Annotated in this window: 11 protein-coding genes; 3 read left to right on the top strand and 8 right to left on the bottom strand. The window is 60.3% G+C overall.

The window, feature by feature from the left end:
* Positions 1 to 114: 114 nt before the first annotated feature.
* Positions 115 to 1,062, top strand: a complete 948-nt coding sequence (locus AB4O40_RS20400) for a DnaJ C-terminal domain-containing protein (RefSeq protein ID WP_056725369.1) — start codon at positions 115 to 117, stop codon at positions 1,060 to 1,062.
* A gap of 27 nt (positions 1,063 to 1,089) precedes the next feature.
* Positions 1,090 to 1,395 (top strand): chaperone modulator CbpM, encoded by a 306-nt coding sequence (locus AB4O40_RS20405; RefSeq protein WP_056725368.1) that lies wholly within the window; start codon positions 1,090 to 1,092, stop codon positions 1,393 to 1,395.
* Positions 1,396 to 1,590: 195 nt separating this feature from the next.
* On the opposite strand, the gene AB4O40_RS20410 is transcribed toward AB4O40_RS20405, so the two are convergent.
* Positions 1,591 to 2,718: a sensor histidine kinase gene (locus AB4O40_RS20410; RefSeq protein WP_056725367.1), complete on the bottom strand. Its 1,128-nt coding sequence runs from the start codon at positions 2,716 to 2,718 to the stop codon at positions 1,591 to 1,593.
* 247 nt (positions 2,719 to 2,965) lie between these two features.
* On the opposite strand from AB4O40_RS20410, the gene AB4O40_RS20415 reads away from it, so the two are divergent.
* Positions 2,966 to 8,236, top strand: coding sequence for a dermonecrotic toxin domain-containing protein (locus AB4O40_RS20415; protein ID WP_460053542.1), 5,271 nt, complete (start codon positions 2,966 to 2,968; stop codon positions 8,234 to 8,236).
* A gap of 66 nt (positions 8,237 to 8,302) precedes the next feature.
* Here the strand turns inward: AB4O40_RS20415 and ureC are convergent, their stop codons facing one another.
* The 7 genes from ureC to urtE all read right to left on the bottom strand — a co-directional run bounded on the left by ureC (position 8,303) and on the right by urtE (position 13,976).
* Positions 8,303 to 10,003 (bottom strand): urease subunit alpha, encoded by a 1,701-nt coding sequence (ureC, locus tag AB4O40_RS20420; RefSeq protein WP_056725357.1) that lies wholly within the window; start codon positions 10,001 to 10,003, stop codon positions 8,303 to 8,305.
* Positions 10,004 to 10,172: 169 nt separating this feature from the next.
* Entirely contained in the window at positions 10,173 to 10,481 is a 309-nt protein-coding gene (locus tag AB4O40_RS20425) for an urease subunit beta (RefSeq protein WP_056725355.1), read from the bottom strand.
* On the bottom strand, positions 10,481 to 11,014 hold the full coding sequence (locus tag AB4O40_RS20430; RefSeq protein ID WP_056725354.1) for a GNAT family N-acetyltransferase: 534 nt from the start codon (positions 11,012 to 11,014) through the stop codon (positions 10,481 to 10,483). The genes AB4O40_RS20425 and AB4O40_RS20430 overlap by 1 nt, the downstream gene beginning before the upstream one ends.
* A 6-nt stretch (positions 11,015 to 11,020) precedes the next feature.
* Positions 11,021 to 11,554, bottom strand: coding sequence for a GNAT family N-acetyltransferase (locus AB4O40_RS20435; protein WP_056725353.1), 534 nt, complete (start codon positions 11,552 to 11,554; stop codon positions 11,021 to 11,023).
* 9 nt (positions 11,555 to 11,563) lie between these two features.
* Positions 11,564 to 11,866 (bottom strand): urease subunit gamma, encoded by a 303-nt coding sequence (locus AB4O40_RS20440; RefSeq protein ID WP_056725351.1) that lies wholly within the window; start codon positions 11,864 to 11,866, stop codon positions 11,564 to 11,566.
* Positions 11,867 to 12,023: 157 nt separating this feature from the next.
* Complete coding sequence (locus AB4O40_RS20445; RefSeq protein WP_056725350.1) at positions 12,024 to 12,863, bottom strand: urease accessory protein UreD; 840 nt, start codon at positions 12,861 to 12,863, stop codon at positions 12,024 to 12,026.
* A gap of 414 nt (positions 12,864 to 13,277) precedes the next feature.
* Positions 13,278 to 13,976 carry an urea ABC transporter ATP-binding subunit UrtE gene (gene urtE, locus AB4O40_RS20450; RefSeq protein WP_056725349.1) on the bottom strand — a complete coding sequence of 233 codons (699 nt, stop codon included), beginning with the start codon at positions 13,974 to 13,976 and terminating at the stop codon, positions 13,278 to 13,280.
* Between the last annotated feature and the right edge of the window lie 36 nt (positions 13,977 to 14,012).

Genomic DNA, 14,012 nt, shown 5'->3' on the forward strand with positions numbered 1-14,012 from the left:
AAACTTCTGCCGCGCCGCCCGGTCACAAACTTGAGATCGGTCAAACCAATGGCTGCAAACAAGCGCATGCTGTGGCCTGTGGCGCGATTCTGATAACGGATGGTGATTCCCTCGATGGACTTCAAAGACTATTACAAGATTCTCGGTGTGGAGCCGACCGCAGACGATAAGGCGATCAAGGCCGCCTATCGCAAGCTGGCGCGCAAATACCACCCCGACGTCAGCAAGGAAAAGGACGCCGAGTCCAGGTTCAAGGACGCCTCGGAAGCTTATGAAGCGCTGAAAAGCGCCGACAAACGCGCCGAATACGATGATTTGCGCCGCTATGGCCAGCACGGCCAACCGTTCCAGGGACCACCAGGCTGGCAAAGCCGTGGCGGTTTCGGTGGCGGTGGCCAGGACACGGGCGATTTCTCGGACTTCTTCAGTTCGATCTTCGGCAACCGTGGGCCTGGTTTCAGTGGTGGTGGACAGTCGCGTCGCAGTACCGGACGTCGAGGGCAGGACGTGGAAATGGAGCTTGGGGTTTTTCTCGAAGAAACGCTGTCGACCGAGTCGAAGAAGGTCACCTTCCAGGTGCCGCAGTACAATGCGGCCGGCCAGCATGTGAGCAACACCAGCAAGAGCCTGAACGTGAAGATTCCGGCCGGTGTGAGCGACGGCGAGCGCATTCGCCTCAAGGGGCAGGGCGCTCCGGGCGTGGGTGGCGGGGCCAATGGCGACCTGTACCTGACGATCCGTTTTGCGCCGCACCCGAAATTCGACGTCGAAGGCGAGAACCTGATCATCACCTTGCCACTGGCACCGTGGGAGCTGGCGTTGGGCGCTGAAGTCGCCGTGCCGACCCTGACCGGCAAGATCAACCTCAAGGTACCGGCGGGCAGCCAGAATGGCCAGCGCATGCGTGCCAAGGGCCATGGCCTGATGAACAAGGCCGGTGAGCGCGGTTATCTGTTCGTGCAACTGAAAGCCGTGATGCCGAAGAAATCCGACGAGGACATCAAGGCCCTGTGGCAGGAGCTGGCGAAAAAAGCCGCGTTCGACCCGCGAGAGCATTTTTGATCCCATGGAACCAAGGAGTCACTGACTATGAGCAGTCCCCTGATCGTTCAACTGGACATGGCAGAATTCTGTGAGGCGGCCGGGCTGTCGGACGTCTACGTGATCGAAATCGTCGAGCACGGCATCCTCGAACCTCAGGGCGCCCAGCCCAAGGACTGGGTTTTCAACGACTACGAGCTGACCCTGGCCAAGCGCGCCGCCAAGCTGCGGCGCGACCTTGACCTGGAATGGGAAGGCGTCGCCCTGGCGCTGGACCTGCTCGAAGAAGTCCAGCAACTGCGGGCCGAGAACCGCATGCTCAAGCAGAGGTTGGGGCGGTTGGTGGTGGAGTAACTCAAAGAGTGGCACCCAACCTGTGGCGAGGGAGCTTGTCGGATCGCCGCACCGTCCCGTTGGGCTGCGAAGCAGCCCCAAAAACATCCAGTCAGCACATTTCAACAGGTTCAGCGCAATTGCAGGGCTTGCGACCGCTTCGCGCTCGAGCGGGAGCAAGCTCCCTCGCCACAAAAGCCTCCCCTCGGCAAACGTCTAGACCTTCCTCGGCAACACCACGGTAAACGTCGTGCCATCTATCTCACGGGAACTGACTTCAATCGCTCCCTGATGGGCATCAACCACTTCCTTGACGATAAACAACCCCAACCCAAGGCTGGTCGTAGGCTCGCCGAGTTCTTCGCTGGCACTGCGCACCAGCGGGTCGAAAATCGTCGGGATCGCATCGCAGGGGATCGGGGCTCCGTCGTTGTGCACCGTCAGTCGGACGCTGTCAGCCTCGCCCCTGAGGCGCAGCGTCACTTCGCGTTTGCTTGAGCCGTGCTGCAATGCATTGCCGATCAGGTTTTGCAGCATCTGATCGAGCCGGCGCGGGTCCCAGGTGCCGCGGGTGTCGCCCTGCACATCCAGGGTCGGATTGCATTCCGGTTGACTGGCACAGGCCCGGGCAATCGCTTCGCGCGCGGCTTCGGCCAGGTCCATGGGCGCCAGCTCGATCGGCAGGCGCTTGCCCAGGCGGCTGCGCACCAGTTCCAGCAAGTCCCCGACCATCACCGCCAGGTGCCCGGTACTGCGCAGGATATTGACCGCGCACTTGAGCGCATCATCGTCGAGCTCGGCTTTGCGCAGCAGCAGTTCAGTGGACATGCTCACCGCCTGCAGGGGCGCGCGCAGGTCATGGCCGAGGATCGCCAGAAAAATGTCCCGTGAACGATTGACCTGCTCGGCATATGTGGCCGTGGATTCGGCGAGGGCTTCGTCGATGGCTTCGTTGAAACGGATCATGTCCTGGAAGTAGGCCAGGTCAGGCGATTGCAGGCTGTTGACCCACAGGCGGATGACACAGGCGCGCAGGTGACGGAATTCGCTGGTCATCTGCACCAGATCAAAACCCACGGTGTGACGCAGTTCGCCGTGGCTGGCGCCGGCCTCGTCGAGGCTGGGGGTTTTCTCCGGTCCTTCGCCGCGCGCCTTGGCCGCCTGTTCGGCAGGTGTCTGGGGTTTGCGCATGTCCCGGGCCGCGGCCAGCAGGATCGACCGGGCATGGTCGCGCAAGGCGGCGCTATCCATGTTTTCGGCGGCCGGGGTGATGGTTTTGGCGAACAGCTCCCACTCATCGACGATGCGATCAACGTGTAACACGATGAATTCGGAAAGACGCATGGCGGTTACCTGTTCATGAATCGGGGGCGGCGAGTCGAATAGTAGTCCCTTTGCCGGAAAAAACACGACCGCTCATGCAGTGGCACAGGCGGACGTGCCGATGGCGGTAGATATATGTTTTTGGCTCCCTGAATTTCGATCCCCCGGAGCCATTTCGGGGGGGCGGCCAAGCAGTTATTTGGACTTTTGTTTCAGGTGCAGGTGAATAAGCTGGTGGTTCTTTTCCTGTCATCAAGGTGATTCAAAAGTGTCTGACTTGCATGGAAGCAACTCACAGAAAATACCGGACGGAGTGTCCATCGATAGTCACGGGATACATTACCGTCGTGCAAATGACGTGATACCGGGAGCCATCAAAAATGCGCCGGTAGAGAGGTTGAAGTCCCTGCTTGCGCTCGAGCCGCAAATGCCCGAGTGGTATAGCGGCGCGCGGGAAGTCGACCGTCAATATCTCAAGCGGTTGATTGATGAACGTTGGCGTTTACAAGACGTACTGGACCAGACCCGGGGCGAGTTGAAGCATGACATCAACGCCTTCGCCGAACCGCTGCTCAAAACGGCTTTGCAATCGAAATTCACCACGGTCGAGAACTTCAACGAGCTCACCGTACAGCTCGAGGTGCCGAGCAAGTTCATTATCGGCATCGATACCGGGGCCAGTCGTGTGCGCGAATCCACGTTGCTGGAAGCTGCGCTGCACAACTTCGAACAAGACGAAACGGCACCTGACGCGTTGCGCAACAGTTCCGGTGTTTACCGCAGGGACAGTCGGGGCAGTCTCAGCCTTGAACCGGCCATCACCCTCCCGGCGTTTGCAGCCTTGTGCCGAAGCCTGGATATCGGCGGGCAATACCGACGACACATCAAGTCCGTCCTGTTACCCAGTACCCCACAGGCACAACGGACCTTGCAGCGGGATTCGGTGGCCAGTGAAAAGTCGGCTTTTCATGTGGCGGCGCTGATTGCCCGATTGAGGGGGGATATCAGTGACCATGCCTTCGGAACATTGAACAAGGTGCGTGAGGGCCAGGCAAACATCGAACTGTATAACCAGCCATTGCTTTGTCATCGGTTGTCGCTGATGGGCTTTCGAATGACTGGCATCGTGCTGTTCAGCGCAGTCATTGAGCCATCGCAAGTAAAACGCGAAGTTGAAGCGTTGACGCCGGAGCTGTTGAGTTTCTGGATAGACTGGTCGCGCCGCCTCTCGGTACTGCCGGGCCAGGCATATGATCAATTCAAACTGTTGCAAGCCTTCTTTGCCAATGGACCGCAGGGGCTGAGCGATGAACTGTTGCGCCGCGAGGATATTTATCAACAAAGTCGTTTGACCGGTTCGTTGATCGCCTATGTCCCGGATGATCCGGAGCATCCCTTCAGGGAGTATCCGTCGCTGACAGCGTTCATGAAAACGCTGCTCGGTCAGTTGAGAAATGCCGATTACCAAGCCTTTTTCAGCCGTTTTGTAGCTCAGAAGGACAAAGGACTTTTTTTCTCCCGGGTCAACGAACGACTCACGACCTACGCCTGGCACGAGCGCGAGCCGCTCGACATGGGGCCGTGGTGGCGTGAAACCGCGGTTGAAAACCCCGATGCGGAGCCCATCACCAACCAGATTACGGGTGAACTGTGGGTGGCGCTGTTTCTGGAGCGCCGCGACAAGGCCATCGCCGATGCCAGGCTCATTGCCGTGCCGACTGACGACGAGGATGCCAATGCACGCTTCAAACGCTTGACCAGTTACCTGTCGATCGGCTGGAACGTATTCAATTTTGCCGCAATGCTGGTGCCCGGACTGGGCGAAGCCATGCTCGGTATCATGGTCGCGCAGATGCTCGCCGAGGTCGCCGAAGGCATCGAGGACTGGAGCAAGGGCGACAAGGAGCAAGCCTCTGCCTACTTCAATGGGGTCTTGATCAACTTCGCGCAATTGGCACTCATGGGTGCCGGGCATGTACTGCCCGGCACCGGCGTCACGCCGATCAAAGTGTCGCCGTTTGTCGAGGGCCTCAAACCCGTGGAAGTCGGCGGCAAGGAGCGTTTGTGGAGCCCTGACCTCGGTCCCTATGAACAGCCGATCGTGTTGCCCGATGGAGCGAAGGCCAGTGACACAGGGCTGTACCGTCATCAGGATCAGGACCTGCTGCGCCGCGATGACAAATGTTACGCAGTCAAACAAGACCCGGCCACCGGCCGGCATCGACTTCAACACCCGACTCGCGCCGATGCCTATCAGCCGCTGGTGGAGCACAACGGTGCCGGCAGTTGGAAGACGGAGCTCGACCAACCGCTCGAATGGGACAGGAGGCAGATACTCAGGCGTCTGGGCGCTTCGGTGGATGGACTTTCCGATGAAACCCTGGAGCAGATTCTGACCGCCAGTGGCGTGCACGAAAATCTGCTGCGCCGGCTTCACGTCGAACAGCAGACCCCTCCCGCACTGCTGGCCGATACCCTCAAGCGCTTCAAGGCCCATACCGATGCGCAAGCCTGCGCGGAGCAGATTCTGGCCAACCGGATCGGCGAGGAATGGGCCGATTACGCCGTGCGAATCATGACCGAAATGAGGGGCTGGCCCGATGACAAGGCCATTGAAGTCTTCCAGGGGCCGGGACTGACCGGGAAGGCGATCAAGGACGGTTATGCCCAGGCGTTACCGGCCAATACGTTGCAGATGAGCTGGTCCGACCTGCTGGCGGGGGCGCTGCCCGAGCGCGTGGTGGGGTTCCTTGATGAACAGGCGCTTCGTGAACTGCTCGGCGAATGGTTATCCGGTGACTCGCAGAAGCGTACCGAAGCGTTGCGCGAACAATGGGCAACACGGGTGGGGCAGCGCAAGCGCAAGTTGTTCGACCTTCTGTACAGTCGTCGGACCCGTTCGGACGATCCCTTGGTGAATCTGCTCAAGGGGGATTTTGCCGAAATCTCGCTCAGCCAGGCGCAAGAGTTGCTGGGTGAGGCGCATCCTTCGGACGTACGACACCTGAACGAAAAAAAACGCGTGCCCTTGCGCCTGGCGGAACAAGCCCGCAAGGACGCCGAGCAATTGCGGATGACACGGGCCTATGAAGGCCTTTACCTCGATGCCTTGCATAACGCTGATACCGCGCGCCTGGAGTTGCACTCCCTGGCGGCCTTGCCAGACTGGCCGGCGGATGCGCGTCTGGAGGTTCGTAAGAATTCATTCGAGGGAACGTTGACCGACAGTCTCGGCCCCGTCGACGCGCCGATCCGCAAAGTGCTGATTCTGGGTGAGGATGGCAAATACGAAGCGCGCGACGACAGCGATCAACACCTGCACGGCGCGGACAATGTGTATGCCGCGGTGCTGCATGCGTTGCCGGATTCGCAACGAACGGCCCTGGGCTTCGGCATCAACGAGGCCGCGCGGTTGGAGCAAACGATAAAGGCACATCCGCTGGATCGTCAGGTATTTGAGCCGATTCTGCGGGACAACCCGAACTTCAAGCCGACTTACGATCCGACCGTCATGCGCCTGCGCGGCGGCATGCGTGGCTATGCTCGACAAGCACCGAATGGCATGGGGTTGCGGCGACGGGCTCGTGCGCTGTATCCGGGTTTTACCTCGGAGGAGGTCGAGACGCTGCTGGCGGAGGTACGCCAGGGCGAAGGTACGGCGCATGAACGACTGGCCGTGCTCGAGGCCGAGTTCAACCAGTTGAACCGCGCCCTGCAACGCTGGTTGGACTCGCCGACGAAGTCCTTTCGTTTTAGCCCGGCGGGCATGGCGGAGTGGCGTGCGCGAAACAATATCTACAAAGTACTCAGGCAATGCTGGCAGCGCACCGGGCCCGAAGGTATGGAAGCGGTGGGTGTGCTGCATCCGCAGTCCTTGAGGTTCGACAATATTCCAAAGTTGAGCGAGCTTCTGGATACCCTGCCGAAACTGGAGGCCAACTTCGATCATGTCACCGAGTTGAGCCTGAGCGGGGGCCGGTTGCGCGGCGAGCACATGTCATTCCTCGACTCGTTTCACCGGGTGCGCTATCTCAATCTGCAAGAAAATCTGCTGACGGAGCTGCCGCAGGCGGTGGAGGACATGCCCCATCTCACTTGCCTGTATCTTGGTGGCAATAACATTGAACTGGATGCATTGGCGGTAGACCGCCTGAAGAACTTGACGCGCATGATGTTCCTGCACATGCACGGCAACCCGCTGAAGCTCATTCCGAACATCAGCCGAATGCCGTATTTGCAGGTGCTGTTGCTGGGCGAAACAGGGCTGGACAGCTGGCCTGTCGGTTTGTTTTCGCAATCGCGGCCGCGCAGTATTTATCTTGATCTGAGCGGTAACCCGATCAGCCGGATACCCGAGGTCGCGCCCGGTTCATTTCGAGCAGAGCTATTGGCGCGTACCGTGATCAGTCGTTCCCCGCGCTGGATCTCGCCGGAGGATCTCGAGATCCTCAAGTCTTACATCGAGTCGGTTGGCATGGATCCGGAACGTCCCTATCCGCCTCGCAGCGTAATGGATAGCAAGAACTGGAAGTCGGGCATGACCGAGCGGCAATGGCAGATAAAACAGGAAGTCTGGGATGCGGTCGAGGATGAATTCGATTCAGTGCCGTTCTTCAATGAAATCCGCAGGCTCACCGAATCCGCCGACTTCAAGGCCGGCGGGACCTATCGGTCAGAACTGACCGGCAAGGTCTGGCGCATGCTCGAAGCCATGGCCAGCGACAGTGAACTGCGCATCAGGCTGTTCAGCGAGGCGGCAACCCCCACCGAGTGCGTGGATGGCGGTACACAGTTGTTCAATGCCATGGGCGTGCAGGTGTTGGTCCACGAAGCTTACGCCCTGGAGCGTGCGGACCTGATCGAAACGCAATTGCTGGAGCTGGCCCTGGGCAAGTCCCGGCTCGATGAACTCGGTGCCATTGCCCGTACGCGTGTTTCTGAACGGTGGGCGAAGGGAGAGCGGTACCGCCGCTACGACGCCGATGGCGAAGTGACCGGCACTATCGATGAAGTGGAAGTGCACCTGGCCTACATGACCGAACTGGCGGAACGCCTGGATCTGCCGTGGCAGGCACGGGGCATGCAGTTTCGCAAGATCGCCAAGGTGAGCAAGGAGATGATCGAGGCAGCGTTCCAGCGGATCAAGGCGCTGGAGGAGGGCGAGTTGCTGATTGATCGAATCGTTGAACAACCGCTCTGGCGAACCTGGCTGGAGTCGACTTACCGCGAGGAATTGAATGGCTTGAAGCGCCGGATCGACGCGACCATCGATTTGCAGGATGCGTTGCAGCGCAGGGCCGAAGGCACGGGGCTGACCTCCGAGGAAAAGGCTGCGGTGGAGGTGGAAATCAAAGGGCTGTGCAGTGAATTGGGCAAAAGTGAAGCTGACTTTGCCGATGGCAAGCTGATGACTGACGAGCAATATGTTCAAGCCTTGGAAGACATCGATCTGCAGATTACGCAGTTGCTGAAAAAACTGACACGCGAAGCGATGATTCGGGCCAAGCTGGATCGGCTGCGGATTGAAACCGCCCAGTAACCACGGAAAAAACAAAAGCCTCGCCACAGGGTGTGCGAGGCCTTTGCTCGTGTCGTGGTTGCCGGGTCAGAACAGGAAGTAACGCTGGGCCATCGGCAAGGTTTGCGCCGGCTCACACCACAACAACACGCCGTCGGCCTTGACCTGGTAAGTCTGCGGATCAACGTCGATGTCCGGCAGGTAGTCGTTGTGAATCAGGTCGGTTTTCTGCACGTCACGGCAGCCTTTGACCACGGCGATTTTCTTCTTCAAGCCCAGGGCTTCGGGCAAGCCCGCCTCCTGCGCGGCCTGGCTGATGAAGGTCATGCTGGTGGCATGCAGTGAGCCGCCGAAGCTGGCGAACATCGGGCGGTAGTGCACCGGTTGTGGCGTCGGGATCGAGGCATTGGCGTCACCCATCAGGCTGGCCGCAATGGCACCGCCCTTGAGAATCAGCGTCGGCTTCACGCCAAAAAACGCCGGGCGCCACAGCACCAGGTCGGCCCATTTTCCCACTTCGACCGAGCCCACTTCATGGCTGATGCCGTGGGTGATCGCCGGGTTGATGGTGTACTTGGCGATGTAGCGTTTGGCGCGGAAGTTGTCGTTGCCCTCGCCATCACCGGGCAACGGGCCGCGCTGCTTTTTCATCTTGTCGGCGGTTTGCCAGGTGCGGGTGATGACTTCGCCGACGCGGCCCATGGCCTGGCTGTCGGAGCTGATCATCGAGAACGCACCGAGGTCGTGGAGGATGTCTTCGGCGGCAATCGTCTCGCGGCGGATGCGGCTTTCGGCGAACGCTACGTCTTCGGCAATGCTCGGGTCCAGGTGATGGCAGACCATCAGCATGTCGAGGTGTTCGTCGATGGTATTGCGGGTGAACGGCCGGGTCGGGTTGGTCGAGCTCGGCAACACGTTGGCAAAGCCGCAGGCCTTGATGATGTCCGGCGCATGACCGCCACCGGCACCTTCGGTGTGATAGGTGTGAATGGTGCGGCCCTTGAAGGCGGCGAGGGTGGTTTCGACGAAGCCGGATTCGTTGAGCGTGTCGGTGTGGATCGCCACCTGGACGTCGTACTGGTCGGCGACGCTCAGGCAGTTGTCGATGCTCGCCGGGGTGGTGCCCCAGTCTTCGTGCAGCTTGAGGCCGATGGCGCCGGCCTTGACCTGCTCGATCAACGGTTCCGGCAGGCTGGCGTTGCCCTTGCCGGTGAGGCCGATGTTCATCGGGAACGCGTCGGCGGCCTGGAGCATGCGCGCCAGGTGCCACGGCCCGGAGGTGCAGGTGGTGGCGTTGGTGCCGGTGGCCGGTCCGGTGCCGCCACCGATCATGGTAGTGACGCCGCTCATCAACGCTTCTTCGATCTGCTGCGGGCAGATGAAGTGGATGTGGGTGTCGATGCCGCCAGCGGTGAGGATCATGCCTTCGCCAGCGATGACTTCGGTGCTGGCGCCAATGGCGATGTTGACGTTGGGCTGGATGTCCGGATTGCCGGCCTTGCCGATCGCCGCGATGCGCCCGTCCTTGAGACCGACGTCAGCCTTGACGATGCCCCAGTGGTCGATGATCAGCGCGTTGGTGATCAGGGTGTCGACCACCTCGGCGGCCAGCAACTGGCTCTGACCCTGGCCGTCACGGATGACTTTACCGCCACCGAATTTCACTTCTTCGCCGTAGGTGGTGAAGTCCTGTTCCACTTCGATCCACAACTCGGTATCGGCCAGGCGGACCTTGTCACCGACAGTGGGACCGAACATGTCGGCGTAGGCTTGACGGGAAATCTTCATGTGTTCGCCTTGGAATTCAATTGATTTTGAGACCGCTCGCATTACTCGCTATCGCAGCCTCGCTGCGCTCGGCAGCTCCTACGGGTGTTCACACTGCATTCGCGCGCCCGGTCTCTGTTGGGGCTGTCGAGCGAAGCGAGGCTGCGATCTTTTGGGAGCACCGCATTTGTCAGTCGAGATCACCCATGATCCTGCCGGCAAAGCCGAACACCCGACGATGCCCCGCCAGATCCACCAACTCCACCTCGCGGCTCTGCCCCGGTTCGAAGCGCACGGCGGTGCCGGCAGGGATGTTCAAGCGCATGCCACGGCTGGCGGAACGGTCGAACGTCAGGGCGTCGTTGGTTTCGAAAAAGTGGTAGTGCGAGCCGACCTGGATCGGCCGATCGCCACTGTTAGCCACTTTCAGGCTGATCGTGCGCCGGCCGGCGTTGAGTTCGATCTCGCCGGGCTGGATCTGGTATTCACCGGGAATCATCAATGGGCTCCTTGGAGAATCTTGTAGTACAGGGCGGTCGGCTTGTAGCGGCCGCTCGGGTCGCAGGCGTAGTCGGGGATTTCACCGGCGCGGGTATAACCCAGCGATTGGTAGAAAGCTTCGGCGGGCGAACCGGCTTCGGTGTCGAGGTAAAGCATGCCGCGCTTGTGCTGCAGGGCAGCGGCCTCCAGGGCGCTCATCAGTTGCTGGCCCAGACCACGACGCCGCGCATGTTCGCGAACCAGCAGTTTCTGCACTTCGCCACGGTTCAGACCGTTGGCTTTCTGGCACAGACTCAGCTGTACGCTGGCCTGCACCTGCTCGTCCTTGACCACCACCCATAGCAACACATTGCCCTTGTTCAGGTTGTCCTGGACTTCATCAAAATAGGCATGGGCCTGGGTCGCATCGAGGTCAGCCATGAAGCCGACACTGGCGCCATAACCGACGGCATCGAGCAGCAGATCGATCAGGCCCTGGCGATAATGCGCAAAGCTTTCAACGTTGACTCGTCGCAGTTGGGCGGGGTTCATGGGCGATCACTCCTTGTTGGCGGCGGGTGGTTGCGCGCCAGGATTGAGGGTCAGTTGCATGAAGGTCAGGTCCAGCCAGCGGCCGAACTTGGTGCCGACCTGAGGCATTTGCCCGGTGGTGATAAAGCCGATGCGCTCATGCAAGCGAATGGAGGCGGCGTTACCGCTTTCGATGGCAGCAACCATCACGTGCTTGCCGCAGCCTTTGGCGCGCTCGATCAGCGCATCCATCAGTTGTGGACCGAGGCCGTTGCCGCGCTGGTCGCTGCGCACATAGACCGAGTGCTCGACGGTGTGGCGAAAACCGTCGAAGGGTCGCCAGTCGCCGAACGAGGCGTACCCGAGCACCGTATTGTCGGCATCGACAATCACCAGGACCGGATAAGCCTGGGAATGCCGGGCGTTGAACCAGGCCTGTCGATTGCCGAGGTCGACCGCCTGTTCGTTCCAGATCGCCGTGGTGTTGAGCACCGCGTCGTTGTAGATGTCGCGAATGGCTGGCAGGTCGGCATGCTCGGCATCGCGGATGTGGTAAGTCATGGCGCGGCCTCAGGCGATGGGTTGGTGGACGGTGACCAGTTTAGTGCCGTCGGGGAAAGTGGCCTCGACCTGGATTTCCGGGATCATTTCCGGGATGCCATCCATCACTTGTTCGCGGGTCAGCAGGGTGGTGCCCAAGTGCATCAGGTCGGCCACGGTCTGGCCGTCGCGGGCGCCTTCAAGCAGGGCTGCGGAGATGTAGGCCATGGCCTCCGGGTAATTGAGTTTCACGCCGCGAGCCAATCGCCGCTCGGCCACCAGGCCGGCGGTGAAGATCAGCAGCTTGTCTTTTTCACGTGGGGTCAGGTCCATCGTAGACATCCATAATCGGCAGTTAAAAGGTGTGGGACCTGTGAGTACAAATCCCCTGTGGGAGCGAGCTTGCTCGCGATGGCGTCGGCACATTCAACAAAAATGGTGCCTGATACATCGCTATCGCGGGCAAGCCCGCTCCCACAGAAAGCATGATTCAGGTGTTCCATATTCGTGGAGGTATTGCTTCGCGGCCAAGCAGCGCAGGCCTGAGCAATCGCCACAAATCAATCAGCCACCCCCGCGCCAACAACGCTTCACTGGCCAGGCACCGTGCAACCAGCAATCCCGGCAACTGCGAAAGATCCCCGCGCACGTCGTTGGGCAGCGAGCGGCAGGTTTCCAGCAAGTCGCTATCGATTTCCCCGGTCACCAGCAACGTCGCAAATACCGGTCGCCCATCGAGCCCGATGGGCGAATCCAGCAAGCCGTCCGCCCCGACAATGCGCTGGCGTTCGTGCCAGAGCAACTGGCCGTCGCGGCGGATATCCAGTTGCGCCTGGAAGTACCCGAGATCGAAGCGCTCGCCACTGGCCGGACGGCCCAGGGCCACGACGTCCCAGTAGAACAGTCGCGCATCGCCTTCAAGGTTGATGCAAGTGCTGAGTTCAGCCTGGGCCGCGCTGAAAATGATCGTCTCCTGGGGCAGCCATTCCAGTGTCGCACCGGCCGCCACCTTCAACTTCAGCTGCTGATAGGCGGGGCCGGCGGCGCGATACCACTTGGCCGCGCCGGGGCTGGTGATTTGTGCCCAGGCATCGCGCTCGACGCTGGCCGAGATGTCCAGCCGATCACCGCCGGCAATTCCACCGGGCGGGTGGACGATGATGTGCTGGCAGACTTCCGGCCCTTCGGCATACAGGTGTTTTTGCACCCGCAACGGACCTTGGTGTCGACGCTGGACCGGGCGCGTGCTGTCGTCGAATCGTGCGTAACCCAGCTCCAGCTCGGCGTGCCAGCTGGGGGTAAACAAGGCACCAGAAGCGGGAAGAGTCATAGTCAGTGCTTATCGTGAGGACATCACGATGGTTGCAAAGGCTGTGCCGCAAGGTATCGCAGCAGGAGGCGGTTATTGCCGGATTGAGCGCACCAATAGGGGGAGACTCCTGAAATGTAGAGAACCAAATTGGTGCATTGTCCCTTTTTAGACATACCGGAGTATGCAGAACAGACTGCCCGGTCTTACCCCCGCTACAGCGCAGATCAGATCAAGTTGCATCAGGCGTTGCCTTCGACAGTCGATCTCGCGACAGCTTTCAGGCATGTCGATGTCTTCAAGAACAATTACACCTCAAGTCACGATGGTTCTTTGGTGGCCTACTCCATCAATCCACAAAACGCATCCGGCAATCCTGGATTCGGGCTGGGTTCCACGCCCGAAAGTCGAATCAAGAGGATCGTGACCATTGGCTCAGATCGTGACTAGCCCACGCACGCCCTCGGCCTCCATGTTTTCCCCGCGACCCTGTTGCACGATTTCGCCCCGGGACATCACCAGGTATTGGTCGGCCAGTTCGGCGGCGAAATCGTAGAACTGCTCGACCAGCAGGATTGCCATGTCGCCCCGGGCCGCGAGCTTTTTGATCACGGCACCGATCTCCTTGATCACAGACGGCTGTATGCCTTCGGTGGGTTCGTCGAGGATCAGCAGGCGAGGGCGGCTGGCCAGCGCACGGCCGATAGCCAGTTGTTGTTGCTGGCCGCCGGACAGGTCACCCCCCCGGCGTTGCTTCATTTGCAGCAGCACCGGGAACAGCTCGTAGATGAACGCCGGGACTTCCTTCGCTTCGCCGCCGGGAAAGCGCGACAGGCCCATCAACAGGTTTTCTTCCACGGTCAGGCGGCCGAAGATCTCCCGGCCTTGCGGTACGTAGGCGATGCCGGCATGCACACGCTGGTGCGGCTTGAAGGCGGTAATCGGTTTGCCTTCCCAGTTCACTGCGCCTTCCTTGGCTGGCAGCAGGCCCATCAGGCATTTGAGCAGGGTGGTCTTGCCCACGCCGTTTCGGCCGAGCAGGCAGGTGACTTCGCCGACCTTCACATCAAACGTCAGGCCGCGCAGGATGTGGCTTCCGCCGTAGTACTGGTGCAGTTTTTCGACTTGCAACATTTCCAGATTCTCCTCAGATCCCCCTGTGGGAGCGGT

Source organism: Pseudomonas sp. S2_F07 (assembly GCF_054668325.1).

What these genes read in the sequence shown, in the direction of transcription:
- AB4O40_RS20440 (WP_056725351.1), bottom strand. Translation starts at nt 11,866, where the DNA reads ATGGACCTGACCCCACGTGAAAAAGACAAGCTGCTGATCTTCACCGCC.
- AB4O40_RS20405 (WP_056725368.1), top strand. Translation starts at nt 1,090, where the DNA reads ATGAGCAGTCCCCTGATCGTTCAACTGGACATGGCAGAATTCTGTGAG.
- urtE (WP_056725349.1), bottom strand. Translation starts at nt 13,976, where the DNA reads ATGTTGCAAGTCGAAAAACTGCACCAGTACTACGGCGGAAGCCACATC.
- AB4O40_RS20400 (WP_056725369.1), top strand. Translation starts at nt 115, where the DNA reads ATGGACTTCAAAGACTATTACAAGATTCTCGGTGTGGAGCCGACCGCA.
- AB4O40_RS20445 (WP_056725350.1), bottom strand. Translation starts at nt 12,863, where the DNA reads ATGACTCTTCCCGCTTCTGGTGCCTTGTTTACCCCCAGCTGGCACGCC.
- AB4O40_RS20435 (WP_056725353.1), bottom strand. Translation starts at nt 11,554, where the DNA reads ATGACTTACCACATCCGCGATGCCGAGCATGCCGACCTGCCAGCCATT.
- AB4O40_RS20425 (WP_056725355.1), bottom strand. Translation starts at nt 10,481, where the DNA reads ATGATTCCCGGTGAATACCAGATCCAGCCCGGCGAGATCGAACTCAAC.
- AB4O40_RS20430 (WP_056725354.1), bottom strand. Translation starts at nt 11,014, where the DNA reads ATGAACCCCGCCCAACTGCGACGAGTCAACGTTGAAAGCTTTGCGCAT.
- ureC (WP_056725357.1), bottom strand. Translation starts at nt 10,003, where the DNA reads ATGAAGATTTCCCGTCAAGCCTACGCCGACATGTTCGGTCCCACTGTC.
- AB4O40_RS20410 (WP_056725367.1), bottom strand. Translation starts at nt 2,718, where the DNA reads ATGCGTCTTTCCGAATTCATCGTGTTACACGTTGATCGCATCGTCGAT.